Genomic DNA, 21391 nt, shown 5'->3' on the forward strand with positions numbered 1-21391 from the left:
GGCTTAAGGCTCTTTTCAACGCCTTTGCCTATGCTGGGCGGGCATTTGCAGCGAGGGCCGCATGTCCGGGCGGGATGTTGTGCGTGGATTGCGCGAAAGCGGCAAGCTCGGCAAGCCGGCCATAGGCGGCGGGCGTGTGGACCTGTGGCTGGGCGTGGTTGCGGTCGTGGCCATCGCATGTTGCATCTATGTGGGCCTTGGCTGGCTAAACAATGCACGACCGCCCGCCAGTCCGCTGGCAGTCGCCCACGTGGTTCAAGCGGACGAACAGGACGCTATCTGGAGCGACGCGGATACCGCCAAATGCCAGGCCGATGCCCGGATCGCGGCAAATGAAGATGTTCCGGGCGATCTGGCGATGGCCAATCAGGCAGTAACCAGCGGCGGCTTTTCCAGCATGGCCACGATGGTGGCCTGTCGCGCCACCACCAAGGTCGCGCGACTATGCGATGCGGCGCAGAAGGCCGAGTTCGTCGCCATGGTCAACGACTACGTCGCCCGGTTGGATCTGGTCGTGACCGGGCTCAATGTGCAGGGCGGCTCGATAGCCCTGATCGGCGGGATGCTGGGTGTCGAAGATCCCGCATCTGCCTATGACCTGAGCAAGGACGACACGATCGCCTATCTCAAGATCTATCATCAGCGTGTGGTCGCTGGAATTCAGTCGCTCGCCAAGGCAGGGCTGATCGCCGAGTCGGACTTTGGCGTGTTCCTCGGCATGGGCGCGTCATCGACCACAAGCCACATGTTCGAGGGCGTGACGCCCGACCACGCGGGATGCGCCTAGCGAACGCCCCTGCCCGGTAGAGTAGCGACCGCAGTAACGAGGCCCAACAACAGCACCAGCATGCCGCCGCTGAGGAATGCGGCGCCAGTGCCGTATGCCGTGGCGATCAAGCTACCGATGAAGGGGGCGGACAGCATCACGGCGGTGATCAGCGCCTCGCCGGTGGCGAAGACGCGCGCTATGCGGTCGGGCGGTGTTTCGGCCTGTATGATGGTTCGATAAGGCACCAGCATGAAGGCGGTTGAGCCGCCCATCAGCCCCAGGGCGATGAAATAGAGCCAGGCCGGCATCACGATATGAGCCATGGCGGCCAAGGCGATGGCGATGGTGACGCAACCGGAAAACACCGCCGACCAGGTCATGCAGGCAATGGGATGACTGGCAAGGCGTCCCGCGACCAGCGCGCCGATCAACCCGCCTGCCCCCGATGCCGCAATGCCGACGCCGAACGCCGTGGCACCAAGGCCGAAATCGGCAGCCAGTAGCGCAATCAGCGCGTCGTAAAGAAAGAACGCGAAATAGGCGACCGCAGAGAACACCAGCGCCAGCAACAGGCGTCGGTTGCGGCGGAATTCGGCGGCGCCGGCGGAGATTTCAGTTCGGAGATCGGACGGCTCGCGGGCCTCGCGCGCTGGCAGGTTGAGCCGGATCAGGCTGAGCGCCGCTACCAGTGACAGGACGGCATTGAGCCCGAACACCGACTGCGCCGGGATAAAAGCCAGCAGCAGGCCACCCAGCGCCGGGCCGGCGATCTTGGAGGTCTGGTTGATAGCCTGATGCAGGCCATTGGCGCTGGCCAGCAATTCGGGCGGCGTCGAAGCCTGGATGGCGGCCTGCCGCGCCGGCGTGAAGGCGGAGTCCACCGAGGAGCGCACAAAGACCAGGAGCAGCACCAGCGGCGTGCTGCTGGCGAAAACCAGCGCCAGGGTGGTCAGCCCCCGGCCGAGATTGGACAGCACCAACACACGCCCGAGCGGCGTGCGGTCGATATAGACCGCCAGCAACGGGCCGATGGCAATATAGGGCAGCGTCAGCGCAAAGCCGAACAGCGCCAGCACGAACGGCCCCTCGCCCCAGGCGAACACCAGCAGCGCGACGACGGCAGCATAGTCGAGCCAATCGGCGAAATCGGCCGGAATGCTGGCCAAGGCCAGCCGCCGCGGCACCCGCAGGGCAAGCAGCGCGCGGTAGCCGGTTTTGCCGCGCGTCATGCCGGATGGCGTCCGGGCGCATAGCGGACGAAAATATCGACGCCATGCTGACCGACCTGCTCCTCCAGCAAGGTCCAGCCAAGGCCGAGATAGAACGACCGCATCGGCGCATTGGCGTAGAGATAGACTTGGGCGTGGCGCTGATCGAACAAAGCCTGGACCGCCCGCTCCACCAGCGCCCGCGCCAGCCCGCCGCCTCGGTCGTCCGGCTCAACCCAGAGCGCAGCGACCCATGGAGTCAGGTCGGGACGTTCCTCGAGATCGGAGGCTATGGCCGTTACAGTGCCAGCGAAGCGGCCATCGGCATTGGCCACCAGGGTAAACGGGAAATCGGTGGCGGCGACGACGTCGGACAGTCTTTCTTCAAGCTCCGCCAGCGCTGTTCCGCCCGACTTCCACCAGGCGCGCCAGATGCGATCGGCGACGGCGGGGAAAAACTCCCCGGCGTCGCGGAGATTGACGATATCGAGGGTCATGCGCGCCTTTGCAGGGCTAGCCAGACGCCGCCGCACATCAGGATGGTGCCGGAGACGCGGTTGACCATGCGGACGCGGGCTGCGGTCAGCAGGTGGCGCATCTGCCCGGCCGCGACGGCGTAGACGCTGTCGCTGAGCGTCGCGACCGCCATGGTGATTAGCCCCAGGATCATGATTTGGCCGAAGGCGGGTCGGCTGAGGTCGACGAACTGCGGCAGGAAGGCGCTGAGGAACAGCAGGGTCTTGGGATTGGACCAATTGACCAGCGCGCCCTGCCAGATATAGCGGCCGATCGGCAGGCGATCGCCTGCATTGAAGGTGAGCTCGCCCGTGGAGCGCAGCATTTTCCAGCCGATCCAGATCAGGTAAGCGGCGCCGGCCAGCTTGATGATTTCGAAAGCGCCTGAGACGAAGGTCATTACGGCTTCGAGCCCGATGGCGACGACGAAGACCATGCTGAGCATGCTCAATTCCGTCCCGAGAATGGTGAACAGCCCTGCCCGCGTGCCGCCGGACAGCGAATTGGCAATGACCACGGAAACCGATGGGCCGGGGATCACGGCAAACAGAATGCAGGCGAGGACGTAGGGAAGAAGAATGGCGGGATCGATCATCGGGGTGACTCCTTGGAGACAAGGAAAGACAGCGGATCGAGGGGTTGGCAAGGGGTGATTGAGAGGGCGGTGCACGCAATCCACACCGAGTCTCCTTTGCCTCGGCGCTATCCCGCCCACGAGGTCATCCCCGCGAAGGCGGGGACCTCTGTTTGCGTGATGCAGGAAGAAAACGGAGGTTCCCGCCTTCGCGGGAATGACCCGTGGGTGGGTGTCAGGGCGCAGGTGCGTACCAAGTTGCTTCTGCGCGGCACAATAACAAGGGGCGCCGAAGCGCCCCTCAAATTCCTTATTCAGCCGCCGGTTCGTCCGGGTTGCCGGGACCATCCGGAGTTTCCGGGCCGTCGGGTGCATCGGGCGTATCCACCGCCTCGGGGGCATCGCCCTCTTCGTCGTCCTCGGGCTCGCTGATGCGCTCAACCGAAACCACCTTCTCGTCCTCGGCGGTATCGAACACGATGACGCCCTGGCTGCCGCGCGAGACGATGCGGATTGGCTTCTTGCCCTCGACCGGCATGCGGGTCATTTGGCCCTTGTCGGTGACCAGCATGATCTGGTCCTCGTCGGCCACCGGGAAGGAGGCGATCAGCTTGCCGTTGCGCTTGTTGACGGCCATGGCGGTGATGCCTTTGCCGCCGCGGCCGGTGATGCGGTATTCGTGGCTCGACGTGCGTTTGCCATAGCCGTTTTCCGAGATGGTCAGGATGAACTGCTCGGCTTCGCTCATGGCGACGTAGCGGTCCTGGCCCAATTCACCCGCGACCACTGCCTCTTCGGCATCGTCGGTGGCGTTCTCTTCGCTGTCGCCTTCGCCACGCACCGCGCGGCTCATCTTGAGATAGGCGACACGCTCTTCGGACACCGCATCGAAGTGCCGGATGATCGCCATGGAGATGACAATGTCATCCTGGGCGAGCTGGATGCCGCGCACGCCGGTGGAGTCGCGGCCCTTGAACACGCGCACTTCGTCGACCTGGAAGCGGATCGCCTGGCCCTGGGCCGTGGTCAGCAGCACGTCGTCGGCCGCCGAGCAGGTGTCGACGCCGATAATGCCGTCGCCCTCGTCCAGCTTCATGGCGATCTTACCGTTCTGGCGCACTTCGACGAAGTCGGCCAGCGAGTTGCGGCGCACGGTGCCGCGATCGGTGGCGAACATGATGTCGAGATCGGCCCAGGTGCCTTCATCCTCGGGCATGGGCATGATCGAGGTGATGCGTTCGCCCTGCTCCAGCGGCAGGATATTGATCAGAGCCTTGCCGCGCGCATTGGCATTGGCCAATGGCAGGCGCCAGACCTTGAGCTTGTAGACGATGCCGCGGCTGGTGAAGAACAGGATTGGCGTATGCGTATTGGCGACGAACAGGCGGCTGACGAAATCCTCGTCGCGCGTCGCCATGCCCGAACGGCCCTTGCCGCCGCGGTTCTGCGCCCGATAGGTCGAAAGCGGCACGCGCTTGATGTAACCGCCATGGGTCACGGTGACGACCATGTCCTCGCGGGCAATCAGGTCCTCGTCCTCGAAATCGGCGGCGCTGTCGGTGATCTCGGTTTTGCGCGGGGTGGCGTATTGATCGCGGATCGAAGTCAGTTCGTCGCGAATGATGGAAATCACCCGCTCGCGCGACCGCAGGATATCGAGGTAGTCGGCGATTTCGGTGCCGAGGCCATTGAGCTCGTCGCCGATTTCGTCACGACCCAGCGCGGTTAGGCGAGCCAGGCGCAGTTCGAGAATGGCGCGGGCCTGTTCTTCCGACAGGTTGAACGTGCCGTCTTCGTTGATACGGTGGCGCGGATCGTCGATCAGCGCGATCAGCGGGGCCACGTCGCTGGCGGGCCAGCGGCGGGTCATCAACTGCTCGCGCGCCGTCGCCGGATCGGGCGCGGTGCGGATCAGGGCGATGACTTCATCGATATTGGCGACGGCAACCGCCAGGCCGACCAGGATATGGGCGCGATCGCGGGCCTTGTTGAGCAGGAACCGGGCGCGGCGGGTTACGACTTCCTCGCGGAAGGCGAGGAACGCCGTCAGGATTTCCATCAGGTTCATCAGCTGCGGCTTGCCGCCGTTCAGCGCCACGAAATTGCAGCCGAACGAGGATTGCAGCGCGGTGAAGCGATAGAGCTGGTTCAACACCACATCGGGCAGCGCATCGCGCTTGATCTCGATGACTACGCGCATGCCCTCGCGCGAGGATTCGTCGCGCATGTCGGCAATGCCTTCGATGCGCTTTTCGCGCACCAGATCGGCGATCTTTTCGACCATCAGCGCCTTGTTCACCTGATACGGCAATTCGGTGATGATGAGCGCTTCGCGTTCCTTGCGGATTTCTTCGATGGCGACGCGGCCACGGATCATGACGCCGCCGCGGCCGGTTTCATAGGCCGAGCGGATGCCGTGACGGCCCAGGATAATGCCGCCGGTGGGGAAGTCGGGGCCGGGCATGACGGCCATCAGGTCTTCGGTGGTCACATGCGGCTGGTCGAGCACCAGCAGCGTCGCGTTGATCACTTCGCCCAGATTGTGGGTCGGGATATTAGTGGCCATGCCCACGGCGATACCGCCGCCGCCATTGACCAGCATGTTGGGAAACCGCGCCGGCAGCACGACCGGCTCGTGCTCGGAGCCGTCATAGTTGTCGCGGAAATCGACGGTGTCTTTATCCAGATCGTCGAGCAGGTTGCCGGTGATGCGCTGCATGCGCACTTCGGTGTATCGCATGGCCGCCGGCATATCGCCATCGACCGAGCCGAAATTGCCCTGACCTTCGATCAGCAACTGGCCCATGGAGAAATCCTGGGCCATGCGAACCAGCGCCATATAGACCGACTGATCGCCATGCGGATGATACTTACCGATCACGTCGCCGACCACGCGGGCCGACTTGCGATAGGGCTTATTCCACTCGTACCCGTTCTCGTTCATCGAGAACAGGATACGGCGATGCACCGGCTTCAGGCCGTCGCGTACGTCGGGCAGCGCCCGGCTCACAATCACGCTCATGGCGTAACTGAGATAGGATTGGCGCATCTCGTCGGTGATCGAAATCAGCGAAATATCGGACGGCGGCAGCGCGCCGGAACCGTCATTGAGCGTATCTGTCACTGGGGTGATTCTATGTTGTTCGAACTGGCTATTTATATAGGCGATTATGGGCAGGAATGCCAATTTTCGAGGCGGTCAGCCTGTGGATAGGCATGCCTGCAAATCCATCTCCGGTCTACGTCGCTAGAGCCGTGGCCGGCTTGTTGAATCGCAGGCCGAGCACCAGCGGCACGCTGATCGCGTAAACCACGACGACCGACAGCCAGATCGCGCCCGGCCACTGCTGGCGGAACACGAAATACAGGCTCGAGAACGCCAGCGGTGCGATGATCGAGGACAGGCTCACCGCCGACTGCAGCACGCCCTGGAACTGGCCCTGCTGGCTCTCGTCGACCTGCCGCGTCGCCAGCGACTGCAGCGCCGGCACGCCGATACCACCCAGCACCATGATCGGCATGACCGCGAAAACCACCCAGCCCTCATGCGCGAAGGACAGCACGATCAATGCAACCGAGGCGCCGGCGATTCCGGTCAGGATGGCGCCGCGCTCGCCGAGCAGTTTGACCGCCGGTCCCGGCAGGAAGGCCTGCGCCAGCGTCTGGCAGACGCCGTAGGCGCCGAGCGACAGCCCGATCCACAGCCCATTCCAGCCGAACGCGTCATTGCCCCACAGTGCCCAGCAGGTGCCGTAAACCTCGCCGGTCCCGCTGAAGATGAAGAAGATCAGGACGATCGGCAGCAGGCTCTTAAGCGAAAACACCCAGCGCAGTGGGCGCAGCGGGTTGAGTGCCGCGAAATCGATTTTCTCGCGGGTCGGGGTCCGCGACTCCGGCAGCATGAAGAATGCGAGCAGCAGGTTGGCCCCGTTCAGCACGGCCGCTGCGATGAACGGCAGCCGCACCCAGTAGTCGCCCAGCACGCCGCCCAGAACCGGCCCGATGATGAAGCCGATGCCGAACATGGCGTTGAGCAGCCCGAAGCGGCGCGCCCGCTTGTCCTCGGGGGAGATGTCGGTGATGTAGGCGGCGGCCACCGAGGTATTGGCGCTGGTCAGGCCGGCAATGGCGCGTCCGAGCAGCAGCAACCAGAGACTGGGTGCAAAGGCCAGGAACAGGTAATTGATGGCCGCCCCAGCCAGCGAGATCAGCAGCACCGGGCGCCGGCCGAGCCGGTCGCTGAGCGAGCCGAGCACTGGCGCGAAAATGAACTGCATGGCCGCATAGAGGGCGGTCATGATCCCGATATAGGTCGCCACGTTGTCGGCGTGGGTGACCTCGGCGAGCAGTGATGGCAGGATTGGGAAAATGAGGCCAATGCCGACGGCATCGAGGACAATGGCAGTGAAGATGACGACAAGTGGTTTGTTCATGGCGTGTTTCCGGTCGGCACGGACATGCAGCGCCGCTCGGCGCCAATGGCGTGCGATGAGGCCTGATCGATGTCAGGCATGGGGATTTTGGAAACGCTGGCCGACCATGCCAAAAGGCGCATGGAGGGCGTGTGCTTGACCGCCTGGACGACTATTCGTCCACCTGTTTACTCCGCCACTGAGCGGATCAAGGGAAGTGGTCGCTTTTCGCGATAACCGCCCATTTACGCCTCGCGGCTACGCGCCGCAAGCCCCATTTTTGCCGATGGGTGCTCGGCCGGCATGGCCATGCTGGAAGGTCAACTCAGGCGATAGGAGTTATCTGGACTGGCCGCAGTTCCGCCAGGGCCTGCCGCATGACCACGGCGGCGCCTTGCAGGGCAAGCGCACCCATGACGCCTGCGACGATTACGTCGGGCCATCCTGTGCCCGTGCCAAAAACGCCAAGCGCTGCCAGCATGACCGCGATATTGCCCATCACGTCATTACGGGTGCAGATCCATGCCGAACGCATATTGCTGTCGCCATCCCGGAACCGCCACAGCAAGCCGAACGATGCGGCGTTGGCAATCAGTGCGCTGAGGCCAACAACGCCCATCGTATAGGCCTGTGGCGTGACGCCAGTGTAGCTGTTCCAGCCCGCCACCCCGATAACCCAAACCCCGAATACGCCCATGGTCAGCGCCTTGATCAGCGACGCGCGGGCCCGAACCTGCAAGGCCATGCCGACCACGAACAGGCTGATGGCGTAGTTCGCGGCGTCGCCAAGGAAATCGAGCGAGTCGGCCTGCAGCGATGCCGAGCGTGATGCAAGGCCCGCGCCGATTTCAACGGCGAACATGATGGCGTTGATTGCCAGCACGGCCCAGAGGACACGGCGGTAGGTCTTGTCACGCAGTTTCCGGGCCGCGTCGTCGGCGTGGCAATGGTTGCAGCAGGAAGCGCTCATCTTCGGGCCTTTCAGTCGATCTCAAGCGCATGCTACAATCTCTAGCGACTAGAGGAGCAAGACCAAAAATGGCGGAATTTGCAATCGGTGAAGCGGCGCGACACAGCGGCGTCAAAATTCCGACGATCCGCTATTACGAGCAGATCGGCCTGTTGCCCGCGCCCGACCGCACCGAAGGCAATCGGCGCCTTTATGATGCCCCCACCTTGCAGCGGCTTGCCTTCATTCGTCATGCCCGCGAATTGGGATTCGAGATCGAGGCCATTCGCGCCTTGCTCACTCTGCAGGACAATCCGCAGCAGTCATGCAGTTTGGCTGACAGCATTGCGACGGAGCACCTGACCCAGGTGGATCAACGGATCGCTAGCCTAACGGCGTTGAAGAACGAGCTCGTATCGATGATTGCGCAATGCAAGCACGGCCACGTATCCCATTGCCGCGTCATCGAAACGTTGTCGGGCCCGCCGATAGCCTTGTCCTGAACCTGGGCCCAGGGTCAGGTGTCGCCAAGCGCAGCCAGGCGGTTAAGCTGCCCCGTCATACTCCGCTCGCGCCACGTCGATGTCCTGGTGGTTCTCATTGGCCCAATAGATCAAGTGGCCGAACGGCACGATGATCGACTGGCCCATCGGGGTCAGGGAGTATTCCACCGAAGGCGGCTTGGTATCGAAGACGTGGCGCGAGACCATGCCGTCGCGCTGGAGCTCGCGCAGCGTCTGGGTCAGCATTTTCTGGGAGATGTCGGGCACTTCACGTTTGAGCTGGTTGAAGCGCTTGGGGCCGCCGGCCAGAGTCATGATGAGCAGCATGCTCCACTTGTCGGAGATCGTATCGAGCACGCCGCGCACCGGACAACTTGTGTCGAACGGCTTGTCGGCCGAAGCCTCGATCCATTGATTGATGATGGTGTGTTCGTCGAGCCGGTCGAGCATAGGTTACCTCAGGGTGCGCTTATGCGCTCAAAGTGCCTCCTTTCGCCGCGTGTCGGCGTGTCCTAGATAGCACTCTCCAATCGATACTTACTCTCTGGCGGTGCCTTCCGCAAGGCTGAGGGGTCGATGCAACACGGAGAGAGACAATGAGCGATTTCAAGAACCAGACCCTGCTGGTAACCGGCGCATCGGGCAATTTCGGGCGGCTGGCGGTCGATGAGCTGCTGGCGCGCGGCGCCACCAATGTGGTTGCGGGCACGCGCGATCCGGCCAAGCTGGCCGACCTCGTCGCCAAGGGCGTAAGGGTTGTCGCGCTGGATTTCGACGACGAGGCATCGCTCGCCAATGCCTTTGCCGGCGTCGATCGCGTGCTGCTGATCAGCACCGACTCCGTTGGTCGACGCATCGAGCAGCAGCGGGCCGCGATTGCGGCGGCGGAAGCGGCGGGCGTCAAGCATATCGTCTACACGTCCGCGCCGACGCCGCGCCCTAACCCCGATGGCGGCGTATCACCGGAGCATTTCTGGACCGAGCAAGCTTTGGCCGCCAGCACGCTCGATTGGACCGCGCTGCGCAATCACCTCTATGCAGAAGTTAGCCTTCTGAGCGCGGCTTCGGCCTTGCAGTCGGGCCAGTGGTTCGATGCGACGGCGGGCCGTGGCCGCGCCTATGTATCGCGGGCCGACGCGGCACGAGCTGCGGCTGGCGCCCTGCTTCAGGCCGAGGGCAAGTCGGCGCATGACGTGACCGGCCCAGCGGCCGTGACCCAGGACGAACTGGCCGCCTTGGTCGCCAAGCTGGCGGGCAAGCCCATTGCGCGCATCGGGCTGACGGTGGAACAGCTCAAGGGCGGCATGCTCGCCGCGGGGCTCGACCCCCACATGGTCGATATTCTGGTGGCATTCGACGCCGACGCGGCCGAGGGCTACCACGACATCGTCAGCGGCACGGTCGAACACTTCTCCGGACGCAGGCCGCAGGCACTTGCGGACTTCCTGCAAGCAAACGCAGCCGCTCTGAAGGCTTGAGTGCGGACGGCCAATACTAGGCTCGGCAAGACGTCGATGGGCAGTAGTACATGCATTATTGTGACAAACTGCTGTCCATCGCTGCCGCCCGCTAGACGAAACGCTGGTGACCCCGTAGGAATCGCGCCACTTTGTCGCGGTTACTGCGGAGTCGGGTCGGTTGGCTACTGGGTTTGGCTTCAAGCGCCTATGGGCGCACTTCACCTATGATCGCTCCATCGGCTTTGGCCTCGAATATATCGGGCTAACGACGCTGCGCTATCCGCGGGCTGTGGCGATCGCGGTTTTGGTGTTCTCGATCCTGTGTTTTTCCCAGCTGCCCAAGGCCAGTGTCGATGGCGACCTGCTGCGCGTTTATGCGGATTCGGGTGAGCACTACGATGCCTATAAGCGTCTCGCCGATACGTTCGGCACGTTCGAAAACGACATCTATGTGTTGGTCAATTCACCAAATCTGACCGATCCGGTGGTGCTCGAACAGGTCCGCAACCTGGCGTTCGACCTGGAGCTGAACGATTACGCCGTCGGCACCATGTCGCCGTTCACGCTGCGCAAGCCGAACGGCAGTGGCGGCACCGTGCCATCGGTGCCAGAGGGGATGACCGATTTTTCGCAGGTGGCGCTCGCGCTGACCGACCTGCAGCAGAACGACCCGATGATGCGCAATCTCATCACCCCGGACCTGACCGGCGTGGTGCTGATCATGTTCCCCAATCCGTGCCAGTTGAGCCTGCATCCGCAGACGACGTGCGACGCAGACAGCCTGCTGCCGCCCGAACAGCGCAGCACCAAGGCGATGATCCAGTCGCTGCGCGACACCATCGCGCCCTATCAGTCGGCGGACCTGACAGTCGAGCTCACCGGCCCGCCGGTGTGGACCTCGGAAATGCTCAATGCCGCGGTCGACGACCAGATCAAGTTCACCGTCTGGGGCTTTGGCCTCGGCGCGCTGATTGCACTCTTGGCATTGCGCTCGCTGGTCGGCGCGCTGATCGTCGCGGCCACGCCATTCCTCGCCGTCATGTGGACGATGGGGATGGTGCTGCTGTTCTTTGGCTCGTTCTCGTTCCTCACCATCATCGTCACCACGCTGGTGCTGGTGATTTCGTTCGCGGAGTCGATGTTTTTCGTCTTCAACTGGCTGGCCTATTGGCGCGATGACGGCATGGAGCCCAACCAGGCCGTGGACGCCACGGTCAAGTTGGTGGGCCCGGCCACGTCGCTGACCATGCTGACCACGCTGGTGTCGTTCGCGTCGCTGTCCTTCACCTCGGGCAAAGGCATCCTGGAATTCTCCATCGCCGGCTCGCTGGGCTGCTTCCTGCTGTTCCTGTGCCTCATGACCTTCATGCCGCTGCTGCTGAAGTTCGCCATCCGCCGCGGCTTCAAGGCCCCCAAGCGGAGCAGCCTGGTGCTGACGGCACCGCTGCCGCTGGCCTGGTTCATTGCCCGCCGCTACGGCCGCCTGATGTCGATCATCGCCATCGTGGGAACGGTGCTGCTGCTGATCCCCTATGCGCTGATCAAGCCGCACTTTTCGTTCGAGGACTTCGTCGCCAAGGACTCCACCGCCATCTCTGCAGCCGAGGAAATCGACTCCGGCGTAGGTGGTGTGGCCCCGCTCTACATCCGCGTGCCGCTCAAGGAGAACGACCCCAATGTGGGGCCGCAGGATTTCGAGACCATCAAGAAGGTGCACGAAATCCTCGAAAGCGAGCTCGGTACGAACAAGGTCATCTCCGCCGCCGCGATGTCCAACTACACTGATACCGGCTTCACCCGCGAGGAGGTGTTGAACGCCGTCGGCAAGCTGAAATCGCGCTTCGTCACCGCGGATGGTTCGGAGGCCCTCGTCACCGGCTTCATGCCGACGATCATCGACTCCGAGGACCTCAAGGCGCTGGTGGAGCGCATCGACACCAAGCTGCAACAGTCCGGCGTCGAGGGCGCGGAGATTGGCGGTTTCAGGATTTTGACCACCTTCGCCACCGACCAGATCGTGCGCGGCCTGCAGCTCGACCTGACCATGTCGGTACTGGTCAATCTGGCCCTGATCGGCTTCGCCTTCCAGTCGTTCCGGGTGGCGCTGGCCTCGGCCATCCCCAACCTGTTCCCGGTGCTGGGCACGGAGGCGTGGCTGTATTTCAGCGGGCAAGGCCTGCAACTGACGACGGTGATCGCGCTGACCATCGCGTTCGGCATCGCAGTCGACGACACGGTGCACTTCCTGTCGCATTACCTGCATTCGCGGCGCGAGGAAGGGCACAGCCATATGGAGGCGGTCAAGCACACGCTGGACCGGATCGGCGGCGCCATCGTGGCGACGACGATCATTCTGTGTTCGGGCACGGTGATCGTGGCCTTCTCCGCCCTGCCCCAGGTCGCGCTGTTTGGCACGCTGTTCGTGATCACGCTGGGTCTGGCCGTCTTGGGCGATCTGTTCATCCTGCCCGCGCTGCTGGCGGCGGGTGGCAAATTCTTCCATCCGCTGGGCCGGCTGCGCGTGCGCACCGCCGATCACGAATCGACGCCGGACGATCCGACGGGCGACACCAAGACCGATATGCCGCATCCCAAAGAGGCGTGATTTTCGCGGTCGGCTTGCCGCTCCCGCGGCGGGCCGATTAGATGGATCGCGCTGATTCCGCGTATGTTTTGCGGGCATGCAGTCAATTTAGGCGGCGCGATGGTGCAATCGTTGCGCGTTTGTTATCAAGTCCGGCGGAGATACCAGCCGGGGGGCTCAGTTTCTCATTTGGAGGCGTCATAAATGACCATTTTCGGACCCCTGTCGCGGTGCGTCGCGCTCGCCGGTCTGCTTGTATCCATGGGCGCAGCCGCGACACCGGCCTTCGCCGCGCCGGCGGATGTGGCGCTGCTCAAGTCCTATATCGGGGAATGGCGCGGCCGCGGCACCCTGACCGGGGCCGACACTGAGACCGTGGTGTGCCGCCTGTCTCTCAAGGAAGGCAATAACGACAAGGTCAACTATTCGGGCCGCTGCACCCTGGCCGGCACCAATCTGGCAATCAACGGCACGTTGGCCTATGTCGATGCCAGCCGGCGCTTCGAGGCCGCGATGACGTCCAATGCCACCTTTACGGGCATCGCCGTCGGCCAGAAGCGCGGCAATGGTCTGGTGTTCAACCTGCGCGAGCGCGACCAGGACGAAGAAGGCAAGGAAATGGGCATTTCCGCCAATATCACGCTGTCGTCCGACGCGATCAACGTGTCCTTCGAAGTGGTCTATATCGCCACCGGCGAAAGCATGCGTGCCCAGGTGCCGTTCAGCAAATAAGCGCGATCAGGACCTTCGAAACGCAAACGGGCGGCCACCGGCCGCCCGAATTGTTTGAAGCCGTGCTGTCCGGCGATCAGAACGGGATATCGTCGTCCATGCCGCCTGACTCGAAGGCCGGAGCATTGTTGGACGGCCGACGAGCGCCGCCGCCCGAATTGCCACCATTGCCGCCGTTATTGTAGCCGCCCTCGGACGGACGGGTGCCGCGGAAGCCGCCGCTATCGCCGCCACCGGTGCTCTCGCCTTCGCCACGACCATCAAGCAGGGTCATGTTTGAGTTGAAGCCCTGCAGCACGATTTCGGTCGAGTATTTGTCGGCGCCGCTCTGGTCCTGCCATTTGCGGGTCTGCAACTGGCCTTCGATATAGACCTTGCTGCCCTTCTTCAGATAGCTCTCGGCGACGCGCGCCAGGCCTTCCGAGAAGATCACTACGCGGTGCCATTCGGTCTTTTCACGGCGCTCGCCGGTATTCTTGTCTTTCCAGTTTTCCGAAGTGGCGATCGACAGGTTCACCACCTTGCCGCCGCTCGGCAGGTTCCGAACCTCGGGATCGGCTCCAAGATTGCCGACCAGGATCACCTTATTCACACTGCCTGCCATAGCTTATTCCTTTCGATTCAGTCCCCGGGCCTGTGGCCGCTCGGAACCCTCACTTACATAGCGGCCGCCACTCTACTCCGCCGCGCCCTCGGCCGCGCCCGCCTTGGCGCAGTTGTGAACAGGTGTCTGCTCGCTCGTTGTTCCTGGTATGTTCCATATTTCGTGGCTCGTCAAGGTGGGTAAACGGCCGATCCGTGCAGGTGTTCCGCCGGTTAACAACCCCGCCCTGCTGACACAGCCTGTCAGCAGCTTCCCCTATGCCCAGAGCTTCGCCGATCGATCGGCGCTGGCCGGCAGGGCTTGAGGATGCATGACCTATTCGGATGCATTGTGGATCTATCTCGTCCTCGTGTTCGGCATCATCGTGGTGCCGGGCATGGACATGCTGTTCGTGCTGGCCAATGCGCTGACCGGCGGCCGCCGGGCGGGCCTAGCCGCGACGGGTGGGATCATGGCGGGCGGCGTGGCACATACGATTTTCGGAGCGACTGCCGTGGGCGTGCTGGCGCGATCGGCCCCGGGCCTGCTGTCGGCGCTGGTGCTGGTGGGCGCGGCCTATATGGCCTGGATCGGCATCACCCTGCTGCGCACCGCGATCACCGTCGATGCGGTCGGTCGCGCCAATGCCCGCTCGCAGTGGGTGGCGTTCCGGCAAGGTCTCGTCACCTGCCTGCTGAATCCCAAGGCGTATCTCTTCACCTTCTCGGTGTTCCCGCAATTCATCCGGCCGGAATACGGGCCGGTTTGGTCGCAGGCGCTGGTCATCGGCGTGATCACGGTGCTGATGCAGCTCACGATCTATGGCGGCCTAGCGCTGGCCGCCGGCAAAAGCCGCGATTTCCTGGTGGCCAGCCCACAGATAACCATCTGGATCGGCCGCGGCGCGGGTCTGCTGTTCTTGGTCGTTGCGGTGTTCACGGCCTGGCATGGCGTGATGCAGCGCTAGATGATGAAAAGATGTGCAGTAACAGTGCGAATGTTCCGGCAATGTTCCGTTTTTGACTGTTCGGTCAATTGTGTTGGAATGAAGGCAGGAGTTTGGACTTGACCGAATCTGCATTCGTTCCTTTTATGTTCCGCATCGTGCGCGCCCAATGTTCTCATTTCACGGCAAGGTGAGAGTTGCCAGCCGCCAAGGGCGAAGCGGAACTTGCAAGACGCATGCCTTGTTCTTATTTCTGCGGCTTACCCCGCTCGCCATACCCTATTATATCTGCCGAGGCGCCCGACTATGCGCGCCCGAGCCATGGATACGATCATGACGCCAAAGCCCAGCCAGAACCGCGAAATCATCGTCCGTGGGGCACGGGAGCATAATCTCAAAGGCATCGACGTACGCCTGCCGCGCGACAGCCTGATCGTGATGACCGGGCTTTCTGGCTCCGGCAAGTCGTCGCTGGCGTTCGACACCATCTATGCCGAGGGTCAGCGCCGCTATGTCGAGAGCCTGTCCGCCTATGCGCGGCAGTTCCTTGAAATGATGCAGAAGCCCGATGTCGAGCATATCGAGGGCCTGTCGCCGGCCATCTCCATCGAGCAGAAGACCACCTCGCGCAATCCGCGCTCGACGGTGGGCACGGTCACCGAGATCTATGACTATCTGCGCCTAATGTTCGCGCGCGTCGGCATTCCCTATTCGCCCGCGACCGGCCTGCCGATTGAAAGCCAGACGGTGTCGCAGATGATCGACAAGGTCATGGAACTGCCCGAGGGCACACGCCTGTTCCTGCTGGCGCCGATGGTGCGCGGCCGCAAGGGTGAGTACAAGAAGGAACTCGCCGACCTGATGCGCAAAGGCTTCCAGCGCGTCAAGATCGACGGCGAGTATTACGAGATCGAGGAGGCCCCTGCCCTCGACAAGAAGCTGAAGCATGATCTCGAAGTCGTGGTCGACCGCATCGTGGTCGGTCCCGATATTGCCGGCCGCCTGGCCGAAAGTTTTGAGACGGCACTCAAGCTGGCCGACGGCATCGCGCTGGTAGAATTCGCCGACGAGAAGAACGAAGACGGCACCCAGCGGCAGGTCACATTCTCGGAAAAGTTCGCCTGCCCGGTGAGCGGCTTCACCATTGCCGAAATCGAGCCACGGCTGTTCTCGTTCAACAACCCCTTCGGCGCCTGCCCGGTTTGCGATGGCCTCGGCACCGAGCAGAAGATCGATCCCAACCAGATCGTGCCCGATGCCAGCCTGTCGTTGCGCGACGGGGCCATCCTCCCGTGGTCCAAGACCTCGGCGCCCTATTATCTGCAGACGCTAAGCGCCGTGGCCAAGCATTATGGCGCCTCGACCGGCACCGCCTGGAACGAGCTGCCCTTCGAAGTACAGCATGCGGTCCTCTATGGCACCGGCAAGGAAGCGATCAATTTCGTCTATGACGATGGTCTGCGGCAGTACAAGACGAGCAAGCCGTTCGAAGGCGTGATCGGTAATCTCGATCGCCGGTACAAAGAGACCGAAAGCGCCGGCATGCGCGAAGAGATCGAGAAATACATGTCGCAGGCGCCTTGCGTGGCCTGTGGCGGCTATCGGCTGAAGCCGGAGACGCTGGCGGTCAAGATCGACGGACTGCATATCGGCCAGGTCACCGAGAAATCCATCCGGGCGACCTCGGAATGGTTCGAGACGCTGAACGCCAAGCTCAATGACACGCAACGCCAGATCGGCGAACGCATCTTCAAGGAGATCCGCGAGCGGCTGAACTTCCTCAACGATGTGGGGCTGGATTACCTGACGCTGGCGCGCAATTCCGGCTCGCTCTCGGGTGGCGAAAGCCAGCGCATTCGCCTCGCCAGCCAGATCGGCTCCGGGCTGACGGGCGTGCTGTATGTGCTCGACGAGCCCTCCATCGGCCTGCATCAGCGCGACAACGCCCGCTTGCTCGACACGCTGCGGCGGCTACGTGACATCGGCAATACGGTGATCGTGGTCGAGCATGACGAAGACGCCATCATGACCGCCGATTACGTGGTCGATATCGGCCCCGGTGCGGGCGTGCATGGCGGCCATATCGTCGCCGAAGGCACGCCCGAGGATATCCTCAAGCATCCCGATAGCCTGACCGGGCAATACCTGTCCGGCCGCATGGGCATTCCGATTCCCGCCGAACGGCGCCAGGCCAAGAAGGGCAAGGCGCTGAGTCTCAAGGGCGCGACCGGCAACAATCTCAAGAACGTCTCGGTCGATGTGCCGCTGGGCATGTTCGTGGCCATCACCGGCGTATCGGGCGGCGGCAAGTCGACCCTGATGATCGACACCATGTACACCGCCATCGCGCGGCGGCTGAATGGCGCACGTGTGATGCCGGCGCCGCATGAGTCGCTGACCGGCCTGGAATTGCTCGACAAGGTCATCGATATCGACCAGTCCCCGATCGGACGGACGCCACGCTCCAATCCGGCCACCTATACGGGCGCCTTCACGCCGCTGCGCGAGTGGTTTGCCGGCCTGCCGGAAGCCAAGCAGCGCGGCTACGGGCCGGGGCGGTTCTCTTTCAACGTCAAGGGCGGCCGCTGCGAGAAGTGCGAGGGCGATGGCGTCCTCAAGATCGAGATGCACTTCCTTCCCGACGTCTACGTCACCTGCGACGTCTGCAAGGGCAAGCGCTACAATCGCGAAACGCTGGAAGTTCAGTTCAAGGGCAAGTCGATCTCCGACGTGCTCGACATGACCATCGACGAGGGCGTCGACTTCTTCTCGGCGGTGCCGACGATCCGCGAGAAGTTCGCCACGCTCCAGCGGGTCGGGCTGGGTTATGTCAAAGTCGGGCAACCGGCCACGACCCTGTCGGGCGGCGAGGCGCAGCGCGTCAAGCTTTCCAAGGAGCTCTCCAAGCGGGCAACCGGGCGAACGCTCTACATGCTGGACGAGCCGACCACCGGGCTGCATTTCCATGACGTGGCCAAGCTGCTCGAGGTGCTGCACCAGTTGGTGGATGGCGGCAACACCGTCGTCGTCATCGAGCACAATCTGGAAGTCATCAAGACGGCGGACTGGGTCATCGACCTGGGACCCGAGGGTGGCGATGGCGGCGGCGAGATTGTGGGTGTGGGGACCCCCGAGACGATTGCCGAGAACAAACGCTCGCATACCGGGATGTTCTTGAAGGACATCATGTCGCGGCGGCCGCAGTTTTCCAGCAAGGCTGCGGAATAGTGCTGGTAAGCGACCTCAATGCTAACCAGATGCTAGCGAATTAGGGACCTTGCGCGGAATCCGCTGACAGGAGTACGCGACGGAATTGTGAAAATGCCATGCGATCGGCGCATGCCGTGGTTGACGTTTACGGCATGGTGCGGCGGCTCAAATCAGCTCATGCTGCTAAGGTCGTAACCAGTCTAGGAACTCTGCCAATGTTTGTGCGTGCCGTCTGGCGTTCGAAACGCCTGGTCGACATCAAGCAAGCGTTGCGGGAAATAGACGTTCCCTCGACGCGAGATGCCGACCTGCTGGGGCTTTGTGCCCCTGACTTCCACAAGATGACGCGCGGTCTGTTCGACCGCTGATCTCAGTCATTATAGAGTTTGCGCGGCCGTCGGACCTCCCTCCGGCGGCCGTCGCCATTCCGGCAAGCTTAACGCCGGATGAACGTCGTTGGTTAAAGACCCGCGTAGACCGCATAGCTTCATTGATAAATGGCCCACTGCTCATCTTGACCGAACCCCACTAGATATATCCTCGTAAACGCAAGGAGACTTCAAATGGACATTCGCAAGACTTTCAAAAAGTGGGCCGCTTATCAGCAGACCGTTCGTGAGCTTGCCGCTCTCGACAATCGCCAGCTCAACGACCTGGGCATTTCGCGCACCGATATCAATCGTATCGCCCGCGACCATGCTTCTTCGCTGTAAGACTGCCCGCGCTAGACTAGCCTCTGAACTAAACCGAACGTCCGCCTCTTTCTAAGATGCGGGCGTTTTTCTTTGTGCCCTAGAAAGCCAGTCGCCCAGCCAGTTCGGCGTAGGACACCATGACTACGTTGCGGAACGCCGAACGCTCCTCAAGTCGGGCGTACCAGGCCTCAACCGCCCGCATTGCGGGCCTTTCAATCGCCATATCGAACCAGCGATAGAGCGAAACGCCTGCAACAATATCGGCATAGCCAAAGTATTCGCCCGACAGATAGGGCCGCCGGGTGAGCTCGGCCTCGAGTATCGCGAAGGCGGCGAGGCTGCTGGCATGGAAGCCGGCGATGGCGACCGCGTCATGCTCCTCGACCGGGGTCCGCACCACTGCCCAGAACAGGCCGATCCAGGCCGGTTGAAACGTCGTCGCGGTCCAATCGGTCCATTGATCGGCAAGCGCGCGGCGTCGCGGGTCGGCCGGCCACAGGGAAGAATCGCCATAGGTCGCAGCGAGATAGCGCACAATGGCATGGCTTTCCCAGAGGGTGACGTCGCCATCCTGCAAGGTGGGGACCAGACCGTTGGGATTGAGGGCGCGATAGGCGTCATCGAGGCCACCGAAGCGCCCACCGACCGGCTTGTGGTCATAGGACAGCCCAAGCTCTTCGAGCAGCCATTGGGCCTTTTGCACATTGCAGGAGCTTTTGCGGCCCCAAAGGGTCAGCGGCGCGGGCATGAGGTGTTCCTTTTATGCCCATAATCGCGCCGCTAGTGCGTCCGTCAAGGCGGCGGAAAGCTTATGTTGCGCCGGGGGGACGGGCTTGGTATCTGCCAGCCATGGCAAAATCAGACATCATTCATATCATCGGCGGCGGTCTCGCCGGATCGGAAGCGGCGTGGCAAGCGGCGGAGGCCGGGGTCAAGGTCGTGCTGCACGAGATGCGGCCGGTCCGCGGCACCGACGCGCACCAGACCGATGGCCTGGCGGAGCTCGTTTGCTCCAATAGTTTCCGCTCCGACGACAAGGACCAGAACGCGGTCGGTCTGCTGCATGAGGAAATGCGGCGCTGCGGCTCGCTGATCATGCGGATGGCGGATGCCAACGCCCTGCCCGCTGGCGGCGCACTGGCGGTGGACCGCGACGCGTTTTCCGCAGCGGTAACGGCAGCGATCGAGGGACATGCGAATATCACCATCGACCGGGCAGAAGTCGAAGGCCTGCCGCCGGCCGAGTGGGACAATGTGATCATCGCAACGGGGCCGCTGACCTCGCCAGCCTTGGCGGCGGGTATCCAGTCGCTGACGGGCGAGGATGCGCTGGCCTTCTTCGATGCGATCGCACCGATCGTGCATAAAGACAGCGTCGACATGGACATCGTCTGGGCGCAGTCGCGCTACGACAAGGTGGGTCCGTCGGGCAACGGGGCGGATTATCTGAACTGCCCAATGGACCAGGACCAGTACAACGCCTTTGTCGACGCCCTGCTCGGCGCCGACCTACATGAGTTCAAGGACTGGGAGAAGGTGCCGTATTTCGACGGTTGCCTGCCCATCGAGGTGATGGCGGAGCGCGGGCGCGAGACGCTGCGGCACGGGCCGATGAAGCCGGTGGGGCTGACCAATCCACGTAACCCCACGGTCAAGGCCTATGCCATCGTGCAGTTGCGGCAGGACAATGCGCTGGGCACGCTGTGGAACATGGTCGGGTTCCAGACCAAGATGCGCTACGGCATCCAGGCGGAGATTTTCCGCATGATCCCGGGCCTGCAGAATGCGCAATTCGCGCGGCTGGGCGGGTTGCATCGCAATACGTTCCTCAACTCTCCCAAGGTGTTGGGGCCGGATTTGAAGCTGAAGGCCGATCCGCGCATTCGCTTTGCTGGCCAGGTGACGGGCGTCGAGGGCTATGTCGAGAGCGCCAGCATCGGGCTGGTCGCGGGACGGCTGGCGGCGGCGGAAGCGCGTGGCGAAGTGATGGCGACGCCGCCGGTGACGACGGCGCTAGGGGCGCTGATCGGGCACATTACCGGTGGGCATATCGAGGGCGAGGCCTATTCGGGGGCCCGCAGCTTCCAGCCAATGAACGTCAATTTCGGGCTGTTTCCGGAAGTCAAAGTGGTCAAGCCCGAAGGGGTCAAGTGGAAGGGCAATGACAAGGTCATCGCCAAGCGCCGGGCGATCACCGGCCGGGCATTGGTGGATATCGGGGACTGGGCCTAGCCTGCTTCATCGAGGTGA

19 protein-coding genes are annotated in these 21391 nt (G+C 62.8%); 10 read left to right on the forward strand and 9 right to left on the reverse strand.

The genetic code is table 11. From position 1 onward, the window contains the following. Positions 1 to 61: 61 nt before the first annotated feature. On the forward strand, positions 62 to 787 hold the full coding sequence (locus JWR51_RS11885) for a hypothetical protein (RefSeq protein ID WP_299747630.1): 726 nt from the start codon (positions 62 to 64) through the stop codon (positions 785 to 787). On the opposite strand, the gene JWR51_RS11890 is transcribed toward JWR51_RS11885, so the two are convergent. From JWR51_RS11890 to JWR51_RS11915, 6 genes are all read right to left on the reverse strand, one after another. After that, positions 784 to 1998 carry an MFS transporter gene (locus tag JWR51_RS11890; protein ID WP_299747631.1) on the reverse strand — a complete coding sequence of 405 codons (1215 nt, stop codon included), beginning with the start codon at positions 1996 to 1998 and terminating at the stop codon, positions 784 to 786. The two genes, JWR51_RS11885 and JWR51_RS11890, sit on opposite strands and share 4 nt — an antisense overlap. Then, on the reverse strand, positions 1995 to 2474 hold the full coding sequence (locus JWR51_RS11895; protein ID WP_299747633.1) for a GNAT family N-acetyltransferase: 480 nt from the start codon (positions 2472 to 2474) through the stop codon (positions 1995 to 1997). Before JWR51_RS11895 ends, JWR51_RS11890 begins: the two co-directional genes overlap by 4 nt. Continuing rightward, the gene (locus tag JWR51_RS11900; RefSeq protein WP_299747635.1) at positions 2471 to 3088 is read right to left on the reverse strand and encodes a LysE family translocator; all 618 of its coding nucleotides are present in this window, start codon (positions 3086 to 3088) and stop codon (positions 2471 to 2473) included. Before JWR51_RS11900 ends, JWR51_RS11895 begins: the two co-directional genes overlap by 4 nt. A gap of 289 nt (positions 3089 to 3377) precedes the next feature. Then, positions 3378 to 6191, reverse strand: a complete 2814-nt coding sequence (gene gyrA / locus JWR51_RS11905; RefSeq protein ID WP_299747637.1) for a DNA gyrase subunit A — start codon at positions 6189 to 6191, stop codon at positions 3378 to 3380. A gap of 115 nt (positions 6192 to 6306) precedes the next feature. Then, positions 6307 to 7500 carry a TCR/Tet family MFS transporter gene (locus JWR51_RS11910; RefSeq protein ID WP_299747639.1) on the reverse strand — a complete coding sequence of 398 codons (1194 nt, stop codon included), beginning with the start codon at positions 7498 to 7500 and terminating at the stop codon, positions 6307 to 6309. 304 nt (positions 7501 to 7804) lie between these two features. Further along, a complete protein-coding gene (locus JWR51_RS11915) occupies positions 7805 to 8449 on the reverse strand; it encodes a cation transporter (protein ID WP_299747641.1) in 645 nt (214 codons plus the stop codon). A gap of 68 nt (positions 8450 to 8517) precedes the next feature. Here JWR51_RS11915 and JWR51_RS11920 point away from each other — a divergent pair, with 68 nt between their 5' ends. Further along, positions 8518 to 8931: a helix-turn-helix domain-containing protein gene (locus JWR51_RS11920; protein ID WP_299747643.1), complete on the forward strand. Its 414-nt coding sequence runs from the start codon at positions 8518 to 8520 to the stop codon at positions 8929 to 8931. A gap of 42 nt (positions 8932 to 8973) precedes the next feature. On the opposite strand, the gene JWR51_RS11925 is transcribed toward JWR51_RS11920, so the two are convergent. Beyond that, positions 8974 to 9381: a helix-turn-helix domain-containing protein gene (locus JWR51_RS11925; RefSeq protein WP_299747644.1), complete on the reverse strand. Its 408-nt coding sequence runs from the start codon at positions 9379 to 9381 to the stop codon at positions 8974 to 8976. A 146-nt stretch (positions 9382 to 9527) separates the two neighbouring features. On the opposite strand from JWR51_RS11925, the gene JWR51_RS11930 reads away from it, so the two are divergent. The 3 genes from JWR51_RS11930 (at position 9528) to JWR51_RS11940 (ending at position 13707) form a co-directional block, all read left to right on the forward strand. Continuing rightward, entirely contained in the window at positions 9528 to 10409 is an 882-nt protein-coding gene (locus tag JWR51_RS11930) for an NAD(P)H-binding protein (protein WP_299747646.1), read from the forward strand. 160 nt (positions 10410 to 10569) lie between these two features. Then, complete coding sequence (locus JWR51_RS11935) at positions 10570 to 12996, forward strand: efflux RND transporter permease subunit (RefSeq protein WP_299747648.1); 2427 nt, start codon at positions 10570 to 10572, stop codon at positions 12994 to 12996. 183 nt (positions 12997 to 13179) lie between these two features. Next, positions 13180 to 13707 (forward strand): hypothetical protein, encoded by a 528-nt coding sequence (locus JWR51_RS11940; RefSeq protein WP_299747649.1) that lies wholly within the window; start codon positions 13180 to 13182, stop codon positions 13705 to 13707. 76 nt (positions 13708 to 13783) lie between these two features. Here JWR51_RS11940 and ssb read toward each other — a convergent pair whose 3' ends face one another. Then, entirely contained in the window at positions 13784 to 14311 is a 528-nt protein-coding gene (gene ssb / locus JWR51_RS11945) for a single-stranded DNA-binding protein (RefSeq protein WP_299747651.1), read from the reverse strand. 310 nt (positions 14312 to 14621) lie between these two features. Between ssb and JWR51_RS11950 the strand changes: the two genes are divergently transcribed. From JWR51_RS11950 to JWR51_RS11965, 4 genes are all read left to right on the forward strand, one after another. After that, positions 14622 to 15257 carry a LysE family translocator gene (locus JWR51_RS11950; RefSeq protein WP_299747652.1) on the forward strand — a complete coding sequence of 212 codons (636 nt, stop codon included), beginning with the start codon at positions 14622 to 14624 and terminating at the stop codon, positions 15255 to 15257. Between the two features lie 312 nt (positions 15258 to 15569). Continuing rightward, positions 15570 to 18464 (forward strand): excinuclease ABC subunit UvrA, encoded by a 2895-nt coding sequence (gene uvrA / locus JWR51_RS11955; protein WP_299747654.1) that lies wholly within the window; start codon positions 15570 to 15572, stop codon positions 18462 to 18464. A 197-nt stretch (positions 18465 to 18661) separates the two neighbouring features. Beyond that, a complete protein-coding gene (locus JWR51_RS11960) occupies positions 18662 to 18814 on the forward strand; it encodes a hypothetical protein (RefSeq protein WP_299747656.1) in 153 nt (50 codons plus the stop codon). A 195-nt stretch (positions 18815 to 19009) separates the two neighbouring features. Next, positions 19010 to 19159, forward strand: a complete 150-nt coding sequence (locus JWR51_RS11965) for a DUF1127 domain-containing protein (RefSeq protein WP_081917282.1) — start codon at positions 19010 to 19012, stop codon at positions 19157 to 19159. A 79-nt stretch (positions 19160 to 19238) separates the two neighbouring features. Here the strand turns inward: JWR51_RS11965 and JWR51_RS11970 are convergent, their stop codons facing one another. Beyond that, positions 19239 to 19889 (reverse strand): glutathione S-transferase family protein, encoded by a 651-nt coding sequence (locus JWR51_RS11970; protein ID WP_299747658.1) that lies wholly within the window; start codon positions 19887 to 19889, stop codon positions 19239 to 19241. Positions 19890 to 19990: 101 nt separating this feature from the next. Here JWR51_RS11970 and trmFO point away from each other — a divergent pair, with 101 nt between their 5' ends. Further along, a complete protein-coding gene (gene trmFO, locus JWR51_RS11975; RefSeq protein ID WP_299747660.1) occupies positions 19991 to 21373 on the forward strand; it encodes a methylenetetrahydrofolate--tRNA-(uracil(54)-C(5))-methyltransferase (FADH(2)-oxidizing) TrmFO in 1383 nt (460 codons plus the stop codon). Positions 21374 to 21391 lie beyond the last annotated feature (18 nt).

Source organism: Devosia sp., assembly GCF_028290625.1.
Lineage (GTDB): Bacteria > Pseudomonadota > Alphaproteobacteria > Rhizobiales > Devosiaceae > Devosia.

Excerpts from the sequence above, each read along its gene's own strand:
- JWR51_RS11885 (WP_299747630.1), top strand. The coding sequence starts at position 62 with ATGTCCGGGCGGGATGTTGTGCGTGGATTGCGCGAAAGCGGCAAGCTC.
- JWR51_RS11890 (WP_299747631.1), bottom strand. The coding sequence starts at position 1,998 with ATGACGCGCGGCAAAACCGGCTACCGCGCGCTGCTTGCCCTGCGGGTG.
- JWR51_RS11895 (WP_299747633.1), bottom strand. The coding sequence starts at position 2,474 with ATGACCCTCGATATCGTCAATCTCCGCGACGCCGGGGAGTTTTTCCCC.
- JWR51_RS11900 (WP_299747635.1), bottom strand. The coding sequence starts at position 3,088 with ATGATCGATCCCGCCATTCTTCTTCCCTACGTCCTCGCCTGCATTCTG.
- JWR51_RS11910 (WP_299747639.1), bottom strand. The coding sequence starts at position 7,500 with ATGAACAAACCACTTGTCGTCATCTTCACTGCCATTGTCCTCGATGCC.
- JWR51_RS11915 (WP_299747641.1), bottom strand. The coding sequence starts at position 8,449 with ATGAGCGCTTCCTGCTGCAACCATTGCCACGCCGACGACGCGGCCCGG.
- JWR51_RS11920 (WP_299747643.1), top strand. The coding sequence starts at position 8,518 with ATGGCGGAATTTGCAATCGGTGAAGCGGCGCGACACAGCGGCGTCAAA.
- JWR51_RS11925 (WP_299747644.1), bottom strand. The coding sequence starts at position 9,381 with ATGCTCGACCGGCTCGACGAACACACCATCATCAATCAATGGATCGAG.
- JWR51_RS11930 (WP_299747646.1), top strand. The coding sequence starts at position 9,528 with ATGAGCGATTTCAAGAACCAGACCCTGCTGGTAACCGGCGCATCGGGC.
- JWR51_RS11940 (WP_299747649.1), top strand. The coding sequence starts at position 13,180 with ATGACCATTTTCGGACCCCTGTCGCGGTGCGTCGCGCTCGCCGGTCTG.
- ssb (WP_299747651.1), bottom strand. The coding sequence starts at position 14,311 with ATGGCAGGCAGTGTGAATAAGGTGATCCTGGTCGGCAATCTTGGAGCC.
- JWR51_RS11950 (WP_299747652.1), top strand. The coding sequence starts at position 14,622 with ATGACCTATTCGGATGCATTGTGGATCTATCTCGTCCTCGTGTTCGGC.
- uvrA (WP_299747654.1), top strand. The coding sequence starts at position 15,570 with ATGACGCCAAAGCCCAGCCAGAACCGCGAAATCATCGTCCGTGGGGCA.
- JWR51_RS11960 (WP_299747656.1), top strand. The coding sequence starts at position 18,662 with ATGTTTGTGCGTGCCGTCTGGCGTTCGAAACGCCTGGTCGACATCAAG.
- JWR51_RS11965 (WP_081917282.1), top strand. The coding sequence starts at position 19,010 with ATGGACATTCGCAAGACTTTCAAAAAGTGGGCCGCTTATCAGCAGACC.
- JWR51_RS11970 (WP_299747658.1), bottom strand. The coding sequence starts at position 19,889 with ATGCCCGCGCCGCTGACCCTTTGGGGCCGCAAAAGCTCCTGCAATGTG.
- trmFO (WP_299747660.1), top strand. The coding sequence starts at position 19,991 with ATGGCAAAATCAGACATCATTCATATCATCGGCGGCGGTCTCGCCGGA.